This is a genomic window from Streptomyces aureoversilis, assembly GCF_042657885.1.
GTDB lineage: Bacteria > Actinomycetota > Actinomycetes > Streptomycetales > Streptomycetaceae > Streptomyces > Streptomyces aureoversilis.
In genome coordinates this window covers 29,518-49,401 of sequence record NZ_JBHSKJ010000012.1, presented here as the reverse complement: position 1 = coordinate 49,401, position 19,884 = coordinate 29,518, and the positions used below count along the sequence as shown (strand labels likewise).

The window sequence follows — 19,884 nt, the reverse complement described above, 5'->3', positions numbered from 1 at the left end:
ATGGCGGCAATCTACGCCTCGGGAGCCGCTCCCTCCAGACCGCCGCTAGTCCTTACGGCCACCCACCGTCTGCCCGTTTTGCCGATACGTGCCCCGTTGTGCCCGTTTTAGCGTCGTGGCCATGAACACCACGCGAAGCACCCGCACCGCACTCCGTACCGCCATAGCCGCCGCCGTGCTCGCCGGCACGGTCGCCGTGCCCACCGCGGCGCTCGCCGCCGGCGGCGCCGGCACCGCCGGCACGCCGGGCACGACCTCCGGGGCGACACCCCGGCCGGACACCGGACAGGACACCGCCGAGGAAACCGCCCGGGACACCGGCAAGGACGCCAAGCAGGACGCCCGGAAGGGCGACACCGGCGGCTCACGGCGCACCGTACAGCTGAAGGACGGCAAGTACGCCGTCATCACCAAGCTCGGCGACGGCTCCTACAAGGCCGTCGTCACCGGCCCGGACGGCTTCGTCTTCGCCACGCTCACCGCCTCCGCCCCCTCCGTCACCCTCGACGGCGGCCTGAAGGTGACCCTCGACCGGAAGACCGGCCTGATCACCCAGACCACCGTCAGGAGCAGGAACGGCGAGGCGGCCCGCGACACCGCCGCCCACGGCACCGGGAGGAGCGCGGAGAAGACCGCCGATCACGACAAGACCGGCGGGGCCACCGGCACAACGCCCCCCAAGGGCGGCGTCGCCGCCGGCGAGGCGCCCCAGGAGCGCCCGGACACCGGCCCCGCCCTCGCCGGCGGCGCGCTGGCGGCGGCGGGAGTCCTCGGCGGGGCCGGGGTGCTCGCCGCGCGCCGCCGCAAGGACGTGCGGCGCTGAGCGGGCCGCCGGCCCCGCACCCGGACTCCGCCGACGTCAGGAACGGGCGGGCGCCCAGCGCCGCCCGTTCCTCAGGTTCTCCAGCCCCGTCCAGGCGAAGTTCATGAGCGTCTCCGCCGTCTGCCGCTCGCAGGAGCCGGTGCCGTCGCGCTCGTTGGACCACCCGGCGAGCGACTCGGCCGCGCCCACCAGGGCGTGGGCGAGGCCCGCGACCTCGACCTCGGGCAGCGGCTCGGTGCAGCCGCCGGCCTCGGCCGTCTCCGTGATCAGCCGGGTGACGACGTCCACGAGCCGCTGCCGCAGCGCGGCCACCTCCAGCGCGAAGGGCTCCCCGTGGGTGCGCGCCTGGCAGTGCAGCACCGCCCAGCCGTCGGGGTGCGCGGCGGTGTGCGCGAAGAACCCGCGCAGCCCGTTCCACAGCCGCCTGTCGGCCGGGGCGCCCGGGTCCACCGCCGCCTGGACGGCCGCGATGAGCGCCTCCGCCTCGCGCCGGATGCAGGCGCTGAAGAGGTCTTCCTTCGAGTGCAGGTAGAGGTAGACCAGCGGCTTGGACGCCCCGGCCAGCTCGGCTATCTCGTCCATCGACGCGGCCCGGTACCCACGGCGCGCGAAGACGGCCACGGCGGCGTCGAGCATCTGGCGCTCGCGCACCTCCCGCGGCATGCGCTTCGTCCTGCCCTTCGGCTTCCCCTGGGCCTGAAGTACGTCGGTCTGTGCAGCATTCACGACAAACATCCCTCCGCCCCCGTCACGTTACCGGCAGGTAATGTTACGGGGTGGAGGGATGCGGGGTAGGGCCGTTCGGTCCACTCCCTACGGACGGGTCAGTCAAGATCCCGCCGGACGGCCGTGGACCGGCCCCGTCGACCAGCCGCGGACGGACCCGTCAGGCCGCCACGGGCTGGGGCTGAGCGTCCACGCGGGACTCGCCGTCCTCCAGGCGGGAACCGTCGGCCGTGGCGTACGCCTCGCGGTCCAGGATCCCCTCCCGGGAGGCCACCAGGATCGGGACGACCGACTGACCGGCGACGTTCGTGGCGGTGCGCATCATGTCCACGATCGGGTCGATCGCCAGCAGCAGGCCCACGCCCGCCATCGGCAGGCCCAGCGTCGACAGCGTCAGGGTCAGCATCACCGTGGCGCCGGTCAGGCCGGCGGTGGCGGCCGAGCCGATCACCGAGACGAAGGCGATCAGGATGTAGTCCTTGACCTCCAGCGGCACGTCGAAGACCTGCGCGACGAAGATCGCGGCGATGGCCGGGTAGATCGATGCGCAGCCGTCCATCTTGGTCGTCGAGCCGAACGGCACCGCGAAGGACGCGTACTCCTTGGGCACGCCGAGCCGCTCGGTGACCTTCTGCGTCAGCGGCATCGTGCCGACCGAGGAGCGGGAGACGAAGGCCAGCTGGATGGCCGGCCAGGCGCCCTTGAAGAACTGCAGCGGGTTGACCTTGGCGACGCCGGCCAGTAGCAGCGGGTAGACGCCGAACATCACGATGGCGCAGCCCACGTAGATGTCCGCGGTGAACGTCGCGTACTTGCTCAGCAGGTTCCAGCCGTACGTGGAGATGGCCGTGCCGACCAGGCCGAGCGTGCCCAGCGGGGCGAGCTTGATGACCCACCACAGGGCCTTCTGCAGCAGCTCCAGCACGGAGTGGCTGAGGGTGAGGACCGGCTGCGCCTTCTCGCCGACCTTCAGGATCGCGACGCCCACGACCACGGCCATGAAGACGATCTGCAGGACCTTGAGCTCGGTGAAGGGCGTGACGATGTCGGTCGGGACGATCCCGGTGAGGAAGTCGATCCAGGAGCCGTGCTTCTTGGGCTCGGCGCCGTCGGCGGCGGTCAGGCCGGTGCCCGCGCCCGGGTCGGTGAGCAGGCCGATGCCGAGGCCGATGACGACCGCGATCAGCGACGTGATCATGAACCACATCAGGGTGCGGGTGGCCAGGCGGGCGGCGTTGGAGACGTTCCGCAGGTTGGTGATCGACACCAGGATCGCGAAGAACACCAGCGGCGCGATGACCAGCATCAGCAGCTGGACGAAGATGTCGCCGATCTTGCCCAGCGTGGTGGACAGCCAGGAGATGTCACCGCTCTTGGCGGCCCAGCCGAGCAGGGCGCCGAGGACGAGACCGAGCAGGATCTGGGCCCAGAACGGGACGTTGGGTATGCGCCCGCGCAGGGACGCCGCGGGGGACGGGGGTGTCGATGACAACGGAAGCTCCGGTTACAGACGGAAGAAAAAGGGCGTGAGGTGCCGGGGAAATCCGTTTGCGCAGGATCTCCGGCCGCGGTGGACATGGCGTCAGCGGCGACAACAGGCCGCGGAGACACAGCGGCAAAGATCGACGTGCAGGCGCGCCACGAGCACGGGGCCCGTGGGGAACTGGTGCGCTGCTGCTGTCTTCATGTCCAATACGTTAACACTCGGACTTTGAGTAGCCCAAAGGTCTTCTTTGGGTCCGCGGGACCCCCGCGGACCTCCGGAAACGCCCGATGCCCCGGCGTGGAGCGGAAAGCTCCACGCCGGGGCATCGGCGAAAAATCGGGCAAACGTGACGAGGGTTACACCTCGTCGGTCACGCCCCGTCCTCCTGAGCGGCGTTGGAGTTGATGCGCTCCTTCGCCCGGTCCACGCGCTCGACGATCTGCACGGACATCGCGTCGCGCTGCTTGCGCAGCAGCACCCAGCTCAGCGGCGCCGACAGGATCAGCGAGAGCAGCACCATCCACATGAGGTTCGAACTGCCCACGCCCAGCGGGATGACGTGCGCGTAGCAGAGCACGTAGACGAGGGCGAAGCAGCCGATGAGCAGGCCGAATCGCAGGGCGGTGTAACGGAGCGACGCGTACTTCTGGCTACTCACGGACGGGACCTTCTTCTCGACGACGACCGAAGGGGCACGCTTCTTCAGTCAAACCAGTACAGCACGCCCCGAAGTGGATCTCAGACCCGCATCGGCTGCGGCGATTCGCGCAGCGAGGCGTCCGGGCCCGGGTACTCGCGGATGATCTCGTAGCGGGTGTTCCGCTCCACCGGGCGGAAGCCCGCCTCGCGGATCAGCTCCAGCAGATCGTCACGGGTCAGCTTGTTGGGCGTGCCGTAGTTGTCCGCATCGTGCGTGATCTTGTACTCGACGACCGAGCCGTCCATGTCGTCCGCACCGTGCTGCAGCGCGAGCTGCGCGGTCTGCACGCCGTGCATCACCCAGAACACCTTGACGTGCGGCACGTTGTCGAACAGCAGCCGCGAGACCGCGAAGGTCTTCAGCGCCTCGGCGCCCGTCGCCATCGTGGTCCGGGCCTGCAGGCGGTTGCGGACCTTGCCGTCCTTCATGTCCACGAAGTCGTGCTGGTAGCGCAGCGGGATGAAGACGTGGAAGCCGCCGGTCTCGTCCTGCAGCTCGCGCAGCCGCAGGACGTGGTCGACGCGGTGCCGCGGCTCCTCGATGTGGCCGTAGAGCATCGTCGCCGGGCCCTTGAGGCCCTTGGAGTGCGCCAGGCGGTGGATGCGCGACCAGTCCTCCCAGTGGGTGTCGTGGTCGACGATGTGCTGGCGGACCTCCCAGTCGAAGATCTCCGCGCCGCCGCCGGTCAGCGACTCCAGACCGGCGTCGATCAGCTCGTCGAGGATCTCGTCGGCGGGCAGGCCGGAGATCTTCTCGAAGTGCTGGATCTCGGTGGCGGTGAAGGCCTTCAGCGAGACGTTCGGCAGCGCCTCCTTGAGGGCCTTCAGGGAGCGCGGGTAGTAGCGCCAGGGCAGCGTCGGGTGCAGGCCGTTGACGATGTGCAGCTCGGTGAGGTTCTCGCTCTCCATCGCCTTGGCGAGGCGCACGGCCTCCTCGATGCGCATCGTGTACGCGTCCTTCTCGCCCGGCTTGCGCTGGAACGAGCAGTACGCGCACGACGCCGTGCACACGTTCGTCATGTTCAGATGACGGTTGACGTTGAAGTGGACGACGTCGCCGTTCTTCTGCGTGCGGACGTGGTGGGCGAGCCCGCCCAGCCAGGCCAGGTCGTCGGACTCGTAGAGGGCGATGCCGTCCTCACGGGTCAGCCGCTCCCCGGCGAGGACCTTCTCCTCCAGCTCGCGCTTGAGCCCAGCGTCCATGACGTCCGCCTCTCCGATACTTCCGCTTTACGCAACTCTCCGAGCGTATCCCTACGCCTCGTCCGGCAGTTCGCCGACCCGGTTCTCCCACTTCGTGGACAGCACGATCGTGGTGCGGGTACGGCTCACGCCCTTGGTGCCGGAGAGCCGGCGGATGGTGCGCTCCAGGCCGTCCACGTCGCTGACACGGACCTTGAGCATGTACGAGTCGTCGCCCGCGATGAACCAGCAGTCCTCGATCTCGGCCAGGTCGCGCAGCCGGCGCGCCACGTCCTCGTGGTCGGCGCTGTCCGACAGCTGGAGGCCGATCAGCGCGGTGACGCCGAGGCCGAGCGACGCGGCGTTGACGGTCGCGCGGTACCCCGTGATGACGCCGGCCGCCTCCAGGCGGTTGATCCGGTCGGTGACGCTCGGCCCGGAGAGGCCCACGAGCCGGCCCAGCTCCGCGTACGAGGCCCGGCCGTTCTCCCGGAGGGCCTGGATGAGCTGCCTGTCCACCGCGTCCATAACCTGGCACCTTTCAATAATCGGCGAACTCGCCGCGTTTCATGTAGAATCTAAGGCATGCAGGGCTTCAGAGCCTGCAAATCTTCGCTCAACTCGCTAGATCAACGACGATCCTTCAGGAGTGACGTAACCGTGTACACGATCGAGATGGCCTACGCCCGCATGCGTGAGATGCAGGACCTGGCCAACCGCTCGCGTGCCCACCAGACCGCCGAGCGCCGCGCCGAGGCCAGGGCCGCCCGCAGCGTCAGCCGGGCCGCGCGCGCCAAGAAGCGCTAGTCCCCCTCCGGGGAGCGCGCACCACCCAGCTCTCCCTTCCACCGGCGGTACAGCCGGTGCGGCACACCCGCCGCATCCAGCACCCGCCCCGCGACGAAGTCCACCAGATCCTGGATGTGCGTCGCACCCGCGTAGAACGCCGGAGAGGCGGGCAGCACCACTGCGCCCGCCTCGTCGAGCGCCACCAGCTGCCGCAGCGTCTGACCGCTCAGCGGCGTCTCCCGCACGGCGACGACCAGCGGCCGCCGCTCCTTCAGCGTCACGCTCGCGACCCGCTGGAGCAGGTCCTTCGACAACCCCAGCGCCACCCCGGCCACACAGGCCGTGCTCGCCGGAACGATCAGCATCCCCTTCACCGGGTACGAGCCGGACGACGGCCCCGCGGCGAGGTCCCCGGCGGGCCAGAACCGGACGTCGTCGAGGACGGCCTCCCCGAAGTGCGGTTTCCCGTCGGCCCCCAGCGCCAGCCACTCGCGCAGGTCGTCCTGCCAGTGCGCGTCGCGGAACTTGATCCCGGTCTCGTCCAGCAGCGTCAGCCGCGACGCGCGCGACACGACGATGTCGACGCTCTCACCCGCGGCCAGCAGCGCCCGCAGCACTGCCGCCGCGTAGGGCGTCCCAGATGCGCCGGAGACCCCAACCACCCAGGGGCGGCGCTTGCCGTCGTTCATACGGCGAGCCTATCCCGGCGGCCCGAACCGGATTCGGACCGCCGGGCAGCCCGCACAACCCCGCCCGTGCGGGGAGCAACGCCTGAACAGGGCGCTTTTGACCGTCAACGGCGGAACACCCCCGCAAGGGCGGGGAGCACGGCCCAAGCCGGCCGCCGCCTGGTCCGCGCTCCGGCCCTCTGCGTGGTCGATCACACGATCGAGCTACAGCCCGAGGCCCCGCACGGACAGGTCGATCAGCGCGAAGACGAACAGGCAGATCCCGATCACGCCGTTCACCGTGAAGAAGGCCCGGTTCAGCCGCGACAGGTCATGCGGACGGACGATCGTGTGCTCGTAGACGAACGCCACCGCAACGAAGACCAGACCCGCCCAGAAGAACACCCCCGCATCCGTCATCGCCCCGTACCAGGCCAGCAGGCCCGTGGTGATCACATGGCACACGCGGGCGCCGTGCAGCGCCGCCGGGACGCCGAAGCGGGCCGGGGTCGACTTCACCCCGTGCGCGCGGTCCGCCATCACGTCCTGGCAGGCGAAGATCAGGTCGAAGCCGCCGATCCACACGCCCACCGCGAGCCCCAGGACCACCGCCTCCCAGGACCACTCCCCCGTCACCGCGAGCCACGCGCCCACCGGGCCCATCGCCTGGGCCAGGCCCAGGATCGCGTGCGGGAAGTCGGTGAATCGTTTCCCGTACGGATAGACCACCATCGGCACGACCGCGATCGGGGCCAGCGCCAGGCACAGCGGGTTCAGCAGGGCCGCCGCGCCCAGGAAGAAGAAGACCGCGATCCCGGCGCCGGTCCACGCCGAGCGCACGGACACCGCGCCGGTGACCAGCTCGCGGTTCGCGGTGCGCGGGTTCCGGGCGTCGATCTCGCGGTCGATGATGCGGTTGCAGGCCATCGCGAAGGTGCGCAGGCCCACCATCGCGACGGTGACCAGCAGCAGCCGCGTCCAGTGGACGTTGCCGTAGGTGCGGAACATCGCGGTGAGGGTGGCGATGTAGGCGAAGGGCAGCGCGAAGACCGAGTGCTCGATCATCACGAGCCTCAAAAAGGCCTTCACCTTGCCGCTCGACGGCGCCGGGCCCGGGTTGAGGACCCCTTCCGCTGCGGACGTCACAGCCCGTACTCCTTCCACCTGCGGTCGACCTTCGCCGCCGTCTCCGGATCGGACTCGACCATGTGCGGCCACCCCCCGTCGCGCGTGTAGCCCTCCTCGGGCCACTTCGCCGTCGCGTCGATGCCCGCCTTGCCGCCCCAGAACTGCTGGTACGAGGCATGGTCGAGGTGGTCGACCGGGCCCTCGACGACCGTCAGGTCGCGGGCGTAGTCCGTGTTGCCGAGGGCCCGCCAGGACACCTCGTGCAGGTCGTGCACATCGCAGTCCGCGTCCACCACGATGATCAGCTTGGTCAGCGACATCATGTGCGCGCCCCAGATCGCGTGCATGACCTTCTGCGCGTGCTTGGGGTACTTCTTGTCGATCGAGACGATCGCGCAGTTGTGGAAGCCGCCGGACTCCGGCAGGTGGTAGTCCACGATGTCCGGAATGATGATCTTCAGCAGGGGCAGGAAGAACCGCTCCGTGGCCCGGCCCAGCGGGCCGTCCTCCGTCGGCGGCCGGCCGACGACGATGGACTGCAGCAGCGGCCGCTTGCGCATCGTCACGCAGTCGATCGTCAGCGCGGGGAACGGCTCCTGCGGCGTGTAGAAGCCGGTGTGGTCGCCGAAGGGGCCCTCCGGGAGCATCTCGCCCGGCTCCAGCCAGCCCTCGACGACGACCTCGGCGTTGGCCGGGACCTGCAGCGGAACGGTCTTGCAGTCGACCATCTCGATGCGCTTGCCGGAGACGAAGCCGGCGAAGAGGTACTCGTCGATGTCGCCGGGCAGCGGCGCCGTGGAGGCGTAGGTGACGGCCGGCGGGCAGCCGAAGGCGATGGCGACCGGCAGCCGCTCGCCGCGCTTGGCGGCGACCTGGTAGTGGTTGCGGCTGTCCTTGTGGATCTGCCAGTGCATGCCGATGGTGCGCTTGTCGTGGCGCTGCAGGCGGTACAGGCCCAGGTTCCGCACGCCCGTCTCCGGGTGCTTGGTGTGGGTCAGGCCCAGGTTGAAGAAGGAGCCGCCGTCCTCGGGCCAGGTGAAGAGCGCCGGCAGCTTGTCGAGGTCGACGTCGTCCCCGGTGAGGACGACCTCCTGCACCGGAGCGTCCTTGATCTTCCGCGGGGGCACGTGCGTCATCGCGCCGAGCTTGCCGAACGCCTCGCGGATGCCGACGAAGCCCTGCGGCAGCTCGGGCTTGAGCAGACCGCCGATCTTGTCGCTGATCTCGTCGTAGGACGTCAGGCCGAGCGCCTTGAGCAGCCGGCGGTCGGTCCCGAAGACGTTCATGGCGAGCGGCATGTCCGCTCCCTTGACGTTCTCGAAGAGCAGCGCGGGGCCGCCCGCCTTGTTCACCCTGTCGGTGATCTCGCCGATTTCCAGGTACGGATCGACTTCCGCCTTGATGCGCTTGAGGTCGCCGTCGCGCTCCAGCGCCCGGAGGAACGAGCGAAGGTCGTCGTAAGCCATGCGCTCCAGTATCAAGCACGCACTACGCTGGACCGGTATCGGGGCCGCCGAGCGGCCCGTACCGCCGTCCCCGGGGAGCCGTCCGACATGCTCAGGTATCTGCCGTTCCTGCTGATCCTGGCGCTGTGGATCTACGCCTTCGTGGACTGTCTGAACACCCCGGAGAAAGAGGTCCGCGGGCTGCCGAAGATCGCCTGGGTGATCGTCATCCTGCTCTTCGGCGAGGTGCTGATCGGGCCGGTCGCCTGGCTGATCGCGGGGCGTCCGCGTGCCGCGGCGGGGTCGCGCGGCCAGAGGCGGGGCGGCGAGCGGCAGTGGGTCGCGCCCGACGACAACCCCGAGTTCCTGAAGTCCCTCCGGCGCGACCAGGGCGACCCGCCGCCCGCGGCCTGATCCCGCCCCGGGATCCGGCCCCGGATCCGCCCCCGCGGGCGCGCCCTGACGGCCGGTCGGAGGATTCGCCCGTCCGGACGTCACCCGGTGTCACGGCAGTCACCCGCCGTACGGCGTAGCCGCCCATCGCCCGATCGGGTAATAAGAAAACCCGATCCCGGCCGCCGTTCGCCGCCACAGAGATCAACTCGTCCCTCTTCACAGCCATTTGGCACCCCGTTCACGCACCCCCTCCTGCCTTTGACACACCCGTGCCGGGAGAGTCCGACAGGCCACACTGAGGCCTCACGCGACTCCAGGGAGAGGGGCACACGCCATGCCCGACATGACCCGACGCAGACTCATCGGCTCCGCCGCGGGCGCCGTGGGCGGCGCCGCGGCACTGTCGCTGCTGCCGCCGAGCGTGCGGCGGGCGGTCGCCGCCGGACCGGCCCGGCGCGGCTCGTTGCGCGACATCGAGCACGTGGTCCTGCTCATGCAGGAGAACCGGTCCTTCGACCACTACTTCGGCACCCTCAAGGGCGTACGGGGATTCGCCGACCCCGACGCGATCAAGCTGCCGGGCGGCCGCGACGTCTTCCACCAGCCGGACGAGAAGAACCCGGCCGGCTACCTGCTGCCGTTCCGGCTCGACACGCAGAAGACGAGCGCGCAGGCCATCCCGTCCACCAGCCACGCCTGGGCCGTCCAGCACGAGGCGTGGAACGGCGGGAGGATGGACCGCTGGATGCCGGCGCACCGCAAGGCGGACGGGGCGAACGGGCCGTACGTGATGGGCTACCACACGCGCGAGGACATCCCCTTCCAGTTCGCGCTCGCGGAGACCTTCACCCTCTGCGACAACTACTTCTGCTCGGTCCTCGGCCCCACGTGGCCCAACCGGCTCTACTGGATGACGGGCACCATCGACCCCGGGGCCACCCGCGGCGGCCCGGTCATCGACAACACCGCCGCCTCCCCCTACCGCTGGACCACCTACGCCGAGCGGCTGCAGGCGGCGGGCGTCAGCTGGCGCGTCTACCAGGAGGAGGACAACTACGGCTGCAACCTCCTGGAGCAGTTCGCCCAGTTCAAGGACGCCAAGCCGGGCGATCCGCTGTACGAGCGGGGGATGCGCCGGCTGCCCGCGGGCACCTTCGAGGACGACGCCCGCAACGGCCGGCTGCCGGCCGTCTCCTGGATCATCCCGACGGCCGCGCAGTCCGAGCACCCGCGCTACCTGCCGGCGGCCGGCGCGGACTACGTGGCGAAGAAGATCGAGGCCATCGCCGACAACCCCGAGGTGTGGGCGAAGACGGCGTTCATCCTGAACTACGACGAGAACGACGGGCTCTTCGACCACGTGCCGCCGCCGGTCCCCCCGGCGGGCACGGCGGACGAGTTCGTGGGGAAGCTGCCGATCGGCGGCGGCTTCCGGGTGCCGTGCCTGATCGTCTCGCCGTGGACGGTGGGCGGCTGGGCCGCGGGCGACCCCTTCGACCACACCTCGGTGCTGCGCTTCCTGGAGGTGTGGACGGGGGTGCGGGAGCCGAACATCAGCGCCTGGCGCCGCCGCACCTTCGGCGACCTGACCTCGGCCTTCGGCTTCACCGACAAGGCCCCGCGGCCGCCGCGGCTGCCCGCGGACACCAAGGAGCAGCTCGACGAGGCCCGCTGGAAGGTCGCCCACCTGCCCAAGCCCACGCTGCCGGGCGCCCGCCAGCTGCCGCCCGAGCAGGAGAAGGGCAGCCGGCCCAGGCGCTGACGGCCCCGCGGGGACCGGGCGGCGGGGACCGGGCGGCTCGTGACGTCAGCCGGTGGCGCCGCCCGGCGGCTCGCCCGGGTCGCCGGTGCCGCGCAGCTCGTACTCCGCGCGCAGCTTCCGCCACCGTTCGAGGGTCCACCCCGACCAGTCGGCGGGCCGGCCCGCCAGGGCCTCCAGCAGGTACTCGAAGTGGTGGTGCCAGCCCGCCAGGCAGTCCAGGCGGACGTTGTCGGGGCCGGTGAACTCGTTGGTGAAGTGCAGCAGGGTGCCGCCGACGCTGGCGGGGGCGTCCTCCAGCTCGAAGCGGATCCGGCCGTGGATGTCGACGGTGTACTCGGCCAGCTGCTGCGGCTGCCAGGCGGTGACGCGGCCGGGGGCGACCGTGGCCTTCCCGGCCGCGTCGGTGTTCTGCCAGCGCAGGGTGATGGCTCCGCCCTCGCGCTGCTCGAAGGGTTCGGCCGCGGCCAGCCAGGTCGGCAGGCCCTCGGGGGTGGCGATGGCCAGCCACACCTCGGCCCTGGGGAAGGGGAGCGACAGCTCGTAGCGCAGCAGGTGGCTGTCCTCGCCCCGGGGCTCGGACTTGCCGTAGAGGGAGGGGATCTCCATGGGTCCAGCTCTACCACCGCGGCCCGCCTCCCGCGCTCCGGGGAGGGCGGGAAACGGGCCGTACGGGGGGCTGCTGTGCGGGGTGCGGGTGACCGCTCAGACGCCGGCGTAGGAGTGCTTGCCGGTGACGAAGATGTTCACGCCGTAGTAGTTGAAGATGTAGCAGCCGAACGCGGCGAGCGCGATGTAGGCGGCCTTGCGGCCCTTCCAGCCGGCGGTCGCGCGGGCGTGCAGGAAGCAGGCGTAGGCGACCCAGGTGATGAAGGACCAGACCTCCTTGGGGTCCCAGCCCCAGTAGCGGCCCCAGGCGGCCTCGGCCCAGATGGCGCCCGCGACGATCGTGAAGGTCCACAGCGGGAAGACCGTGGCGTTGATGCGGTAGCCCAGCTTGTCGAGGGTGGCGGCGGAGGGCAGGCGCGACATGGGGTTGTCGGTGCGCAGCGCGAGCTTGGCCTTGAAGCGGGCGTACTTGCGGTCCTGCGGCAGCTCGTTCAGGTAGCGGCGCAGGCCGGCGCCGGTGCGGCCCTCGACCAGGCGGGCCTCGTAGCCGTCGCGGAAGAGGTAGAGCAGGGTGGAGCAGGCGCCGACCCAGAACGCGGCGCCGCACAGGATGGCGGTGGAGACGTGGATCCACAGCCAGTACGAGTGCAGGGCCGGGACGAGCTGGTCGCTCTCGGTGTAGAGCACGGAGACGGCGAGGCCGAGGTCCAGGAGGATCGTGGTGGTCAGCGGCAGGCCGAGCCAGCGCACGTTCTTCTTGAAGGCCAGCAGGCCGAGGTAGACGCCGACGACCGTCATGCCGAAGGTCGTGGAGAACTCGTACATGTTGCCCCAGGGCGCCCGCTCCACGGACAGCGCCCGGGTGAGCACCGAGCCCGCGTGCAGCAGGAAGGACAGCACGGTCAGCGAGATGGCGATGCGGCCGTAGACGTCGCCCTTCTCGCTGGTGCCGGCGGCGCCCGGGCCGTCGGGCACGTCACGGGTGCCGGCGGCGGAGCGGGTGACGACCTTGGGGCGCTCCAGGACGGCGGTGCCGCCGGCCTGTGCGCTCGCGGCGCCCGCGGTGCCCGCGGCGGCGGCCGCCTCGGTGGTGATCGCGGCGGCGGTGCGGCCCACGGCGCTGCGGCTGCCGAACACCCACTCGGCGATGTGGGCGAGGAAGGCCAGGGTGTAGACGGCCATGGCCGAATAGATCAGCACGTTGCTGATGTTCGCCAGGTTCTCGTTGGCTGCGGCAGCGATGGGGATCACGCGCGCGCTCCTTCGGATGCTGCGGAGGAATCCGCGGACTCGGCGGACTCCGCGGGGTCGGGGGCGTCCGTGGCGGTCACGGGCGGGGCGTCGGCCTGCAGGCCGGCGGCGAGGTCGGCGAGCTCCTCGGGGAGTTTCGCGGACTCGCTGCGGCCGAGGCCGGCCACCTCGACGACGGTGTGCCCGTCGGCGCCGCGGACGGCCCGCACCCACACGCGGCGGCGCTGGATGAACAGGGAGCCCGCCACGCCGACGAGGGCGGCGACCGCTCCGACGAGGGCGGTGACGTTGCCGGGCTGCTGGGAGACCTGGAAGGTGGCCCAGGGCTTGATGCCGTCGAACTTCAGGGTGCCGCCGTCGGGCAGCGTCATGGTGTCGCCGACCTTGAGGGCCTGCGCGAAGGGCTTGCCGTTCTTGGTCTTGAACTGCTGCATCTTGGACACGTCGAGCTGGTAGATGTTCTGCGGCGTGCCGGCGTCGGTGCCGAGGCTGCCGTGGTAGGCCGTGAGGACGAGGCGCGGGTTGTCCAGGTCGGGGAACTGGGACAGCATCGAGCCGGTCGTCAGGTCCATGGTGGGCACGAAGTTGCCCTTGAAGCCGATCTGGTCCTTCTTGCCGTCCTTGGTGCGGTAGTCGCCCACCTTCAGGACGGTCGACTCGGTGATGTTGTTGTCGATGGGCAGCGAGGGGATCCCGCCGCGGAAGGAGATGTCGCCCTGCCCGTCGCGGACGGTGACGACCGGGGCGTAGCCGTGGCCGATCAGGTAGACCTTGGAGCCGGACGTCTGCAGCGGCTCGTTGACCTTGATCGTCGCCTTGCGCCCGGGGCCGTCGGCGCCCTCGTGGTAGGTGACGTGGGCCTCGTAGGTCCGCGGGGTGCCGCGCTGCGGGCCGGTGCGCTCGTAGCTGGCCTCGAAGCTGTCGAGGTAGAAGCTGAAGGGCTTGAGGTCGTCGGCCTCGAAGAGCGAGCCGGACTTGAAGTCGTCGTACTGGACGAGCGTGTTGGCGAAGCCGTCGCCCTCGACGATCAGCTTCTGCCCCTCGGACTTCCACAGCTGCCCGGAGGCGAAGGCCACGAGCATCACGATCAGCGCGATGTGGAAGACGAGGTTGCCGGCCTCGCGCAGGTAGCCCTTCTCGGAGGACACCGCGTCGCCCGCCGCCTCCGTGCGGAAGCGCCGCTTCTTCAGCAGCTTGCGGGCCGCGGCCAGGACCTCCTCGGGCTCGGCGTCCGTGCGCCACGTGGTGTGGGCGGGCAGCCGCTTGAGGTGGCGCGGTGCGGCCGGCGGGCGGCCGCGCAGCTGGCCGACGAACTGCCAGGTGCGCGGGATGATGCAGCCGACCAGGGACGTGAACAGCAGGATGTAGATCGCGGAGAACCACACCGAGCTGTAGACGTGGAAGAGGCCGAGCTTGTCGTAGAGCGGCCCGAGCGTCTCGTGGCTCGTGCGCCACGCCTCGGCCTTGACGGCGTCCACGCTGGTCTGCGGGACGAGGGAGCCGGGGACGGTGGCCAGGGAGAGCAGGAAGAGCAGGATCAGGGCGACCCGCATGGAGGTCAGCTGGCGCCAGAACCAGCGGGCCCAGCCGATCGCCTCGCGGGCCGACCAGGCCGCTCCCCCAAGCGCGCCGGGCTTGCGGACGCCGCCGAAGGAGCCGGGCACGGCCTGGCCGGCGTCGGCGTCCTCGCGGGGTGCCGTCGACATCGCGGAACCCGCGGACTTCACCCCCGCGGCGTCGGCCTCGGTCTCGGTCTCGGCCGCGCTCGCGGCCTCGGCCGCGCGCTCGTCCGCGGCCGTGGCCGAGGCGGCCCGGGCGGCCGGGATGTCCGTGGCGGCGCCGGAGCCGGGGGGGCGGCCGTCGGTGCCGGCGGAGCCGTTCGTGTTGCCCATCTGATCAGACCTCGGGGACGAAGGAGTTGGACCACGTCTGCAGTTCGCGGATGAGGCTGTCCCACACCCCCGTGACGAGGAGCACGCCGACCGCGACCAGCATCAGCCCGCCGGCGCGCATGACCCATGCATAGTGCCGCTTGACCCAGCCGAACGCGCCGAGCGCGCGCCGGAAGGCCACCGCGGTCAGGATGAACGGCAGGCCGAGGCCGAGGCAGTAGGCCACGGTCAGCAGCGCCCCGCGGCCGGCGCTGGCCTGGGTCGAGGAGAGGGAGAGGACGGAGGCGAGCGTCGGGCCGATGCACGGCGCCCAGCCGAGCCCGAAGAGCGCGCCCAGCAGCGGCGCCCCCACCAGGCCCATCGTGGGCCGGGTGTGGAAGCGGAATTCGCGCTGCCCGAACCTGCTGAACAGCCCCATGAAGGCGAGGCCCATCGCGATGGTGAGGACCCCCATCACCTTGGTGATCGTCTCCTGGTGCACCAGCAGGGCCCGGCCGACCCAGCCGAAGAGGGTGCCCATGGAGACGAAGACGAAGGTGAAGCCGAGCACGAACAGGGTGGCCCCGGCGATCATCCGTCCCTTGCGGGCCTCGGCCAGGTCCGCTCCGCCGACCCCCGTCACGTACGACAGGTAGCCCGGGACGAGCGGCAGCACGCAGGGCGAGAAGAACGAGACCAGCCCGCCGAACAGGGCGACGGGCAGGGCCAGCAGCAGCGCCCCGGAGAGCACCGTCTGGTTCATCTCGCCGACGGCGAGCGTGACGGCGGCGGAGGTGGCGGGGGTCACCGGGTCACTTCTCCGCGACCAGCGGGTCGAGCGTCTTGCGCAGCTCGTCCTCGGTCAGCGCCTTGATCGCGCGTGCGGCGATCTTGCCGTCGCGGTCGATGAAGACGGTGGAGGGGATGGACTGCGGGTTGAGGCTGCCGGCGGGGAAGCGCAGCAGCAGCTTGCCGGCGGAGTCGTAGAGGCTCGGGTACGGGACCTCGAACTCCTTCTCGAACTTGATCGCCGGTGCGGGGTCGGAGTCGCGGGTGTTGAGCCCGACGAACTGCACGCCCTTGTCCTTGTAGTCGTTGGCGACGTTGACGAGGTTCTTGGCCTCGGCCCGGCACGGGGCGCACCACGATCCCCAGACGTTGAGGACGACGATCTTGCCCTTGTAGTCCTCGGCGATGTCGAGGGCCTTGCCGTCCAGCGTCTTGCCGGAGAGGTCGGGCGCGTCCTGCCGCCCGCTCTTGTCGCTGACGACGCTGACGCCGCCCGTGCCCTGCACGAACTGGGTCTGGCCGCCGCTCTTGGGGTTGTCACCCGAACCGCACGCGGTCAGGGACAGGGCCGCGGCGGCGGCGAGGATGGCCGGCATGGTGATACGCCGGCGTGGTCCGGGGCGTCGAAAGGCGCGGCAGGCACTCATGTGAAAAGTTTCGCATGGTCCGTTTAGGGATCTTCCGCGCCCCCCTGCAGGCCCTTCGTACGGGTTCGGGCGGCCGTCCGGGAGCGGCTCCGGCCGCCCGCGGCTTCAGCCGGCCGCCCGGGCGTGCCACTTCTCGCCGACCTCGAGCCGGCGCAGCCCGCGCAGCACGGCCGGATCCTGGGCGTCCAGCCAGTCGACGAACTGCCGGAAGGAGACCAGGCGCACGTCCTTGTGACGATCGTCGGCGATGCGTTTGAGAGCTTCCTCCACCGCATCCATATAAATGCCGCCGTTCCACTCCTCGAAGTGGTTGCCGACGAAGAACGGCGCGCGATTCGTCTCGTACGCCCGCTCGAATCCGGCGAGATAGGCGTCGGTGGCCTGCTGCCGCCAGTGCGGGTAATGCACCGAGGGGCCTCGAGTGGTGTTCTTGGATTGATTGGCGAGGATGTTGTAGTCCATCGACAGGACTTCGAACGAATGCCCGGGAAAGGGAATCTGCTGCAGCGGGAGATCCCACAGACCGTGTTTCTTCGACGGCCACACCTGCGTCCCGCCCGGGGAACTCGCGTCATAACGCCAGCCCAGTTTCGCAGCCGTCGGCAGCAGATTCTCCTGCCCCAGCAGACACGGCGTCCGGGCGCCCACGAGCTCCTTGCGGTAATCGAACGGCAGCGGGTCCAGATCGGTGAACCCCGTGTTCGTCCGCCACTCCGTGACGAACGAGACCGCCTGCTCGATCTCCGACTCCCAGTCGTCCCCGTCCCACTTCCCGACCGACCCCTCGCCCGAGCAGAAGTGGCCGTTGAAGTGCGTGCCGACCTCGTGCCCCTCCAGCCACGCCTCCCGCAGGTTCGTGAGCGTCGCCCGGATGTGCTCGTCCGTGAGGTAGCCGATGTCGGAGGCGCCGACCGGGTTGTTGGGCGGCTTGTACAGCCGCTTCTTCGACTCCGGCAGCAGGTACACCCCGGAGAGGAAGAACGTCATCCGCGCCCCGTGATCCTGCGCCAGCTTCCGGAACCGCGGGAAGAGACCGTTGCCGACCTCCCCCGCCCCGTCCCACGAGAAGATCACGAACTGCGGCGGCTTCTGCCCCGGCTCCAGCCGCTCCGGCTCCGGCGGCTGATACGGCTGCGGCCCGGCGTCGGCCGTCGAGCCGTCGCCGATCGGCTTCGCCTTCGCCCGCTCGACCGCCTTCGCCGCCTGATCGTGCCGCTCGGGAACCGATCCCTCCGAGCAGCCGGCGACGCCGCCCAGCGCCGCGGCCGCTCCCATTCCCCATCCGAGGAGACCTCGTCGGCTGATGTCGCCCATGTCGACTCCGTCCGTACTCGCCGTGCCCCACGCCGTATGTCGTCCATATAAAACGACATTGCGTGAGAGGGCGCGTCGAGTACGACGGTTGCGCAGTTTCCCCCCTCTTCAGGGAGTTGCCCCGCATTTACGCAGTCGCCACGGCCCGATGGAGTAACCGCGGCCCCCGAACGGCCCTCAGGCGCCGAACGCCTTGGCCCCGCCCTTCACCGGCTTGGCGCCCGCGAGAAGGTGCGCCGGCACCAGATCCCGGGCCGGTTCGCTGTAGCCGACCGAAACGATTTTGTCCCCCCTATAGGTGAACGTCGTCAGACTCGCCAGCGTGCACTCGCGCTTTCGCGGGTCGTGCCACAGCCGCCGCCGCTCCACGAAACTGCGCACGATCCAGATCGGCAGCTGATGGCTCACGCACACCGCCTCGTGACCCCGCGCCGCATCCCGCGCCGCATCCAGCGCACGCATCATCCGCACGACCTGCTCCACGTAGGGCTCGCCCCACGACGGACGGAAAGGATTCGTCAGGTACTTCCAGTTGGCCGGCTTCTTCAGCGCGCCGTCGCCCACGCCGAACGTCTTGCCCTCGAAGACGTTCGCCGCCTCGATCAGCCGCTCGTCCGTCGCCAGGTCCAGACCGTGCGTCTTGGCGATCGGCGTCGCCGTCTCCTGCGCACGCTCCAGCGGCGAAGCCACCACATGGGTGACGTCCCGCCCCGCCAGGTGCTCGGCCACCCGGTCCGCCATCCGGCGGCCCAGGTCCGACAGGTGATAGCCCGCCCGGCGCCCGTAGAGCACGCCCTCCGGGTTGTGGACCTCGCCGTGGCGCATCAGGTGCACCACGGTGATCTCGTCCTGCTTCTTCTCCGCGTCCTTCGCCGAGCTCACTTGGCCCCCTCCTCGGTTGCCCCGGCCGCGGCCCGCGCCGCAGCCGGCAGCGCCGCAGCGATCCGCTCGATCGCCGCCGCGTCGTGCGCCGTCGACACGAACCACGACTCGAACGCCGACGGCGGCAGGTACACGCCCTGCGACAGCATCGAATGGAAGAAGGCGTTGAAACGGAACGCCTCCTGCGCCTTCGCGTCGTCGTAGTTCCGCACCTCACGCCCCGTGAAGAACACCGAGAACATGTTGCTCGCCGTCTGCAGGCGGTGCGCCACACCCTCCTTGGTCAGCGCCTCGCCCACCAGACCGCTGATCTCCGCGGACACCGCGTCGACCTTCTCGTACGCCGCGTCGTCCAGCAGCCGCAGCTGCGCCAGGCCCGCCGCCGTCGCCACCGGGTTGCCCGAGAGCGTGCCCGCCTGGTACACCGGGCCCGCCGGAGCCAGGTGCGCCATCACATCGGCCCGGCCGCCGAACGCCGCCGCCGGGAAACCGCCGCCCATGACCTTGCCGAACGTCATCAGGTCCGGCTTCACGCCGTCGACGCCGTACCAGCCCGCCCTGCTCGTGCGGAAGCCCGTCATCACCTCGTCGGAGATGAACAGCGCGCCGTTCTTCGCGCACGCGTCCTTCAGCCCCTGGTTGAAGCCCGGCAGCGGCGGCACCACGCCCATGTTGCCCGGCGACGCCTCCGTGATCACACAGGCGATCTCCCCGGGGAACGCGTGGAACGCCTCGTGCACCGCCTCCAGGTCGTTGTACGGCAGCACGATCGTGTCCCCGGCCTGCGCGCCCGTGACTCCCGGCGTGTCCGGCAGCCCGAACGTCGCCACGCCCGAGCCCGCCGCCGCCAGCAGCGCGTCCACATGGCCGTGGTAGCAGCCCGCGAACTTGATCACCTTGGCCCGGCCGGTGAAACCGCGCGCCAGCCGGATCGCCGACATCGTCGCCTCGGTCCCCGACGACACCAGACGCACCTGCTCCACGGGCTCGATGCGCGCGACGATCTCCTCGGCGAGCGCGACCTCCCCCTCACCCGGCGTACCGAACGACGTACCTCGGGCCACCGCCTCCTGGACGGCCGCGATCACCTCGGGATGCGCGTGCCCGAGGATCATCGGACCCCACGAACACACGAGGTCGACGTACTCCCGGCCATCGGCGTCGGTGAGGTACGGACCGGTACCGGACACCATGAACCGGGGCGTACCACCCACGGCACGGAACGCCCGGACCGGGGAGTTCACGCCGCCGGGCGTCACGACAGCGGCACGGTCGAAGAGTGTCTGCGAGACTGGCGCATGCATGGGGTATGGGTAGCTCACGCTAGCCATGGTCTCAGAGCCTCGCGACGAGTCCGATCCGGGCGTTTCACATGCCCTTCACGGGGGAGGTCTCTGAGACGATGATCGGGTTGCGCGGC

Annotated in this window: 20 protein-coding genes; 4 read left to right on the top strand and 16 right to left on the bottom strand. The window is 70.4% G+C overall.

Translation table 11 applies throughout. From position 1 onward, the window contains the following. Positions 1–121 precede the first annotated feature (121 nt). Positions 122–823: a hypothetical protein gene (locus ACFPP6_RS21350; protein WP_382044729.1), complete on the top strand. Its 702-nt coding sequence runs from the start codon at positions 122–124 to the stop codon at positions 821–823. Between the two features lie 36 nt (positions 824–859). Here ACFPP6_RS21350 and ACFPP6_RS21345 read toward each other — a convergent pair whose 3' ends face one another. The 5 genes from ACFPP6_RS21345 to ACFPP6_RS21325 form a co-directional block, all read right to left on the bottom strand. Then, positions 860–1,558 carry a TetR/AcrR family transcriptional regulator gene (locus ACFPP6_RS21345; protein ID WP_382044726.1) on the bottom strand — a complete coding sequence of 233 codons (699 nt, stop codon included), beginning with the start codon at positions 1,556–1,558 and terminating at the stop codon, positions 860–862. 151 nt (positions 1,559–1,709) lie between these two features. Beyond that, positions 1,710–3,041, bottom strand: coding sequence for a dicarboxylate/amino acid:cation symporter (locus ACFPP6_RS21340; protein WP_382044723.1), 1,332 nt, complete (start codon positions 3,039–3,041; stop codon positions 1,710–1,712). Positions 3,042–3,405: 364 nt separating this feature from the next. After that, positions 3,406–3,693 (bottom strand): DUF4229 domain-containing protein, encoded by a 288-nt coding sequence (locus tag ACFPP6_RS21335; protein WP_168093791.1) that lies wholly within the window; start codon positions 3,691–3,693, stop codon positions 3,406–3,408. Positions 3,694–3,773: 80 nt separating this feature from the next. Continuing rightward, on the bottom strand, positions 3,774–4,937 hold the full coding sequence (gene mqnE / locus ACFPP6_RS21330; protein ID WP_058047614.1) for an aminofutalosine synthase MqnE: 1,164 nt from the start codon (positions 4,935–4,937) through the stop codon (positions 3,774–3,776). Positions 4,938–4,988: 51 nt separating this feature from the next. Further along, positions 4,989–5,444 (bottom strand): Lrp/AsnC family transcriptional regulator, encoded by a 456-nt coding sequence (locus tag ACFPP6_RS21325; protein ID WP_058047613.1) that lies wholly within the window; start codon positions 5,442–5,444, stop codon positions 4,989–4,991. 132 nt (positions 5,445–5,576) lie between these two features. Here ACFPP6_RS21325 and ACFPP6_RS21320 point away from each other — a divergent pair, with 132 nt between their 5' ends. Next, positions 5,577–5,723, top strand: a complete 147-nt coding sequence (locus ACFPP6_RS21320) for a hypothetical protein (RefSeq protein ID WP_168093789.1) — start codon at positions 5,577–5,579, stop codon at positions 5,721–5,723. Here the strand turns inward: ACFPP6_RS21320 and ACFPP6_RS21315 are convergent. From ACFPP6_RS21315 to ACFPP6_RS21305, 3 genes are all read right to left on the bottom strand, one after another. Then, positions 5,720–6,394 carry a UbiX family flavin prenyltransferase gene (locus ACFPP6_RS21315; protein WP_382044719.1) on the bottom strand — a complete coding sequence of 225 codons (675 nt, stop codon included), beginning with the start codon at positions 6,392–6,394 and terminating at the stop codon, positions 5,720–5,722. The genes ACFPP6_RS21320 and ACFPP6_RS21315 overlap by 4 nt on opposite strands. 204 nt (positions 6,395–6,598) lie before the next feature. Then, the gene (gene mqnP, locus ACFPP6_RS21310) at positions 6,599–7,519 is read right to left on the bottom strand and encodes a menaquinone biosynthesis prenyltransferase MqnP (RefSeq protein WP_382044717.1); all 921 of its coding nucleotides are present in this window, start codon (positions 7,517–7,519) and stop codon (positions 6,599–6,601) included. Then, positions 7,516–8,967: a menaquinone biosynthesis decarboxylase gene (locus tag ACFPP6_RS21305; protein WP_382044715.1), complete on the bottom strand. Its 1,452-nt coding sequence runs from the start codon at positions 8,965–8,967 to the stop codon at positions 7,516–7,518. The genes mqnP and ACFPP6_RS21305 overlap by 4 nt, the downstream gene beginning before the upstream one ends. Before the next feature lie 87 nt (positions 8,968–9,054). Here ACFPP6_RS21305 and ACFPP6_RS21300 point away from each other — a divergent pair, with 87 nt between their 5' ends. Together ACFPP6_RS21300 and ACFPP6_RS21295 are read left to right on the top strand one after the other, a co-directional pair. Beyond that, positions 9,055–9,360, top strand: a complete 306-nt coding sequence (locus ACFPP6_RS21300; protein ID WP_382044712.1) for a PLD nuclease N-terminal domain-containing protein — start codon at positions 9,055–9,057, stop codon at positions 9,358–9,360. A 316-nt stretch (positions 9,361–9,676) separates the two neighbouring features. Then, on the top strand, positions 9,677–11,104 hold the full coding sequence (locus tag ACFPP6_RS21295; protein ID WP_382044710.1) for a phosphocholine-specific phospholipase C: 1,428 nt from the start codon (positions 9,677–9,679) through the stop codon (positions 11,102–11,104). A gap of 45 nt (positions 11,105–11,149) precedes the next feature. On the opposite strand, the gene ACFPP6_RS21290 is transcribed toward ACFPP6_RS21295, so the two are convergent. The 8 genes from ACFPP6_RS21290 to hemL form a co-directional block, all read right to left on the bottom strand. Continuing rightward, the gene (locus tag ACFPP6_RS21290; protein WP_382044707.1) at positions 11,150–11,710 is read right to left on the bottom strand and encodes an SRPBCC domain-containing protein; all 561 of its coding nucleotides are present in this window, start codon (positions 11,708–11,710) and stop codon (positions 11,150–11,152) included. 96 nt (positions 11,711–11,806) lie between these two features. Then, the gene (gene ccsB, locus ACFPP6_RS21285; protein WP_382045151.1) at positions 11,807–12,958 is read right to left on the bottom strand and encodes a c-type cytochrome biogenesis protein CcsB; all 1,152 of its coding nucleotides are present in this window, start codon (positions 12,956–12,958) and stop codon (positions 11,807–11,809) included. After that, positions 12,958–14,853: a cytochrome c biogenesis protein ResB gene (resB, locus tag ACFPP6_RS21280; RefSeq protein WP_382044704.1), complete on the bottom strand. Its 1,896-nt coding sequence runs from the start codon at positions 14,851–14,853 to the stop codon at positions 12,958–12,960. The genes ccsB and resB overlap by 1 nt, the downstream gene beginning before the upstream one ends. A gap of 4 nt (positions 14,854–14,857) precedes the next feature. Further along, on the bottom strand, positions 14,858–15,595 hold the full coding sequence (locus ACFPP6_RS21275) for a cytochrome c biogenesis CcdA family protein (protein WP_382045147.1): 738 nt from the start codon (positions 15,593–15,595) through the stop codon (positions 14,858–14,860). Positions 15,596–15,644: 49 nt separating this feature from the next. Beyond that, positions 15,645–16,268, bottom strand: coding sequence for a TlpA family protein disulfide reductase (locus ACFPP6_RS21270; protein WP_382044701.1), 624 nt, complete (start codon positions 16,266–16,268; stop codon positions 15,645–15,647). Positions 16,269–16,373: 105 nt separating this feature from the next. Further along, complete coding sequence (locus ACFPP6_RS21265) at positions 16,374–17,582, bottom strand: polysaccharide deacetylase family protein (RefSeq protein WP_382044699.1); 1,209 nt, start codon at positions 17,580–17,582, stop codon at positions 16,374–16,376. A 177-nt stretch (positions 17,583–17,759) separates the two neighbouring features. Further along, positions 17,760–18,407 (bottom strand): histidine phosphatase family protein, encoded by a 648-nt coding sequence (locus ACFPP6_RS21260; RefSeq protein ID WP_079110955.1) that lies wholly within the window; start codon positions 18,405–18,407, stop codon positions 17,760–17,762. 53 nt (positions 18,408–18,460) lie between these two features. Continuing rightward, positions 18,461–19,795, bottom strand: coding sequence for a glutamate-1-semialdehyde 2,1-aminomutase (gene hemL / locus ACFPP6_RS21255; protein ID WP_382044696.1), 1,335 nt, complete (start codon positions 19,793–19,795; stop codon positions 18,461–18,463). Positions 19,796–19,884: the final 89 nt, after the last annotated feature.

What these genes read in the sequence shown, in the direction of transcription:
- ACFPP6_RS21350 (WP_382044729.1), top strand. Translation starts at nt 122, where the DNA reads ATGAACACCACGCGAAGCACCCGCACCGCACTCCGTACCGCCATAGCC.
- ACFPP6_RS21345 (WP_382044726.1), bottom strand. Translation starts at nt 1,558, where the DNA reads ATGTTTGTCGTGAATGCTGCACAGACCGACGTACTTCAGGCCCAGGGG.
- mqnE (WP_058047614.1), bottom strand. Translation starts at nt 4,937, where the DNA reads ATGGACGCTGGGCTCAAGCGCGAGCTGGAGGAGAAGGTCCTCGCCGGG.
- ACFPP6_RS21325 (WP_058047613.1), bottom strand. Translation starts at nt 5,444, where the DNA reads ATGGACGCGGTGGACAGGCAGCTCATCCAGGCCCTCCGGGAGAACGGC.
- ACFPP6_RS21315 (WP_382044719.1), bottom strand. Translation starts at nt 6,394, where the DNA reads ATGAACGACGGCAAGCGCCGCCCCTGGGTGGTTGGGGTCTCCGGCGCA.
- ACFPP6_RS21305 (WP_382044715.1), bottom strand. Translation starts at nt 8,967, where the DNA reads ATGGCTTACGACGACCTTCGCTCGTTCCTCCGGGCGCTGGAGCGCGAC.
- ACFPP6_RS21300 (WP_382044712.1), top strand. Translation starts at nt 9,055, where the DNA reads ATGCTCAGGTATCTGCCGTTCCTGCTGATCCTGGCGCTGTGGATCTAC.
- ACFPP6_RS21295 (WP_382044710.1), top strand. Translation starts at nt 9,677, where the DNA reads ATGCCCGACATGACCCGACGCAGACTCATCGGCTCCGCCGCGGGCGCC.
- ACFPP6_RS21290 (WP_382044707.1), bottom strand. Translation starts at nt 11,710, where the DNA reads ATGGAGATCCCCTCCCTCTACGGCAAGTCCGAGCCCCGGGGCGAGGAC.
- resB (WP_382044704.1), bottom strand. Translation starts at nt 14,853, where the DNA reads ATGGGCAACACGAACGGCTCCGCCGGCACCGACGGCCGCCCCCCCGGC.
- ACFPP6_RS21275 (WP_382045147.1), bottom strand. Translation starts at nt 15,595, where the DNA reads ATGAACCAGACGGTGCTCTCCGGGGCGCTGCTGCTGGCCCTGCCCGTC.
- ACFPP6_RS21270 (WP_382044701.1), bottom strand. Translation starts at nt 16,268, where the DNA reads ATGAGTGCCTGCCGCGCCTTTCGACGCCCCGGACCACGCCGGCGTATC.
- ACFPP6_RS21265 (WP_382044699.1), bottom strand. Translation starts at nt 17,582, where the DNA reads ATGGGCGACATCAGCCGACGAGGTCTCCTCGGATGGGGAATGGGAGCG.
- ACFPP6_RS21260 (WP_079110955.1), bottom strand. Translation starts at nt 18,407, where the DNA reads ATGCGCCACGGCGAGGTCCACAACCCGGAGGGCGTGCTCTACGGGCGC.
- hemL (WP_382044696.1), bottom strand. Translation starts at nt 19,795, where the DNA reads ATGGCTAGCGTGAGCTACCCATACCCCATGCATGCGCCAGTCTCGCAG.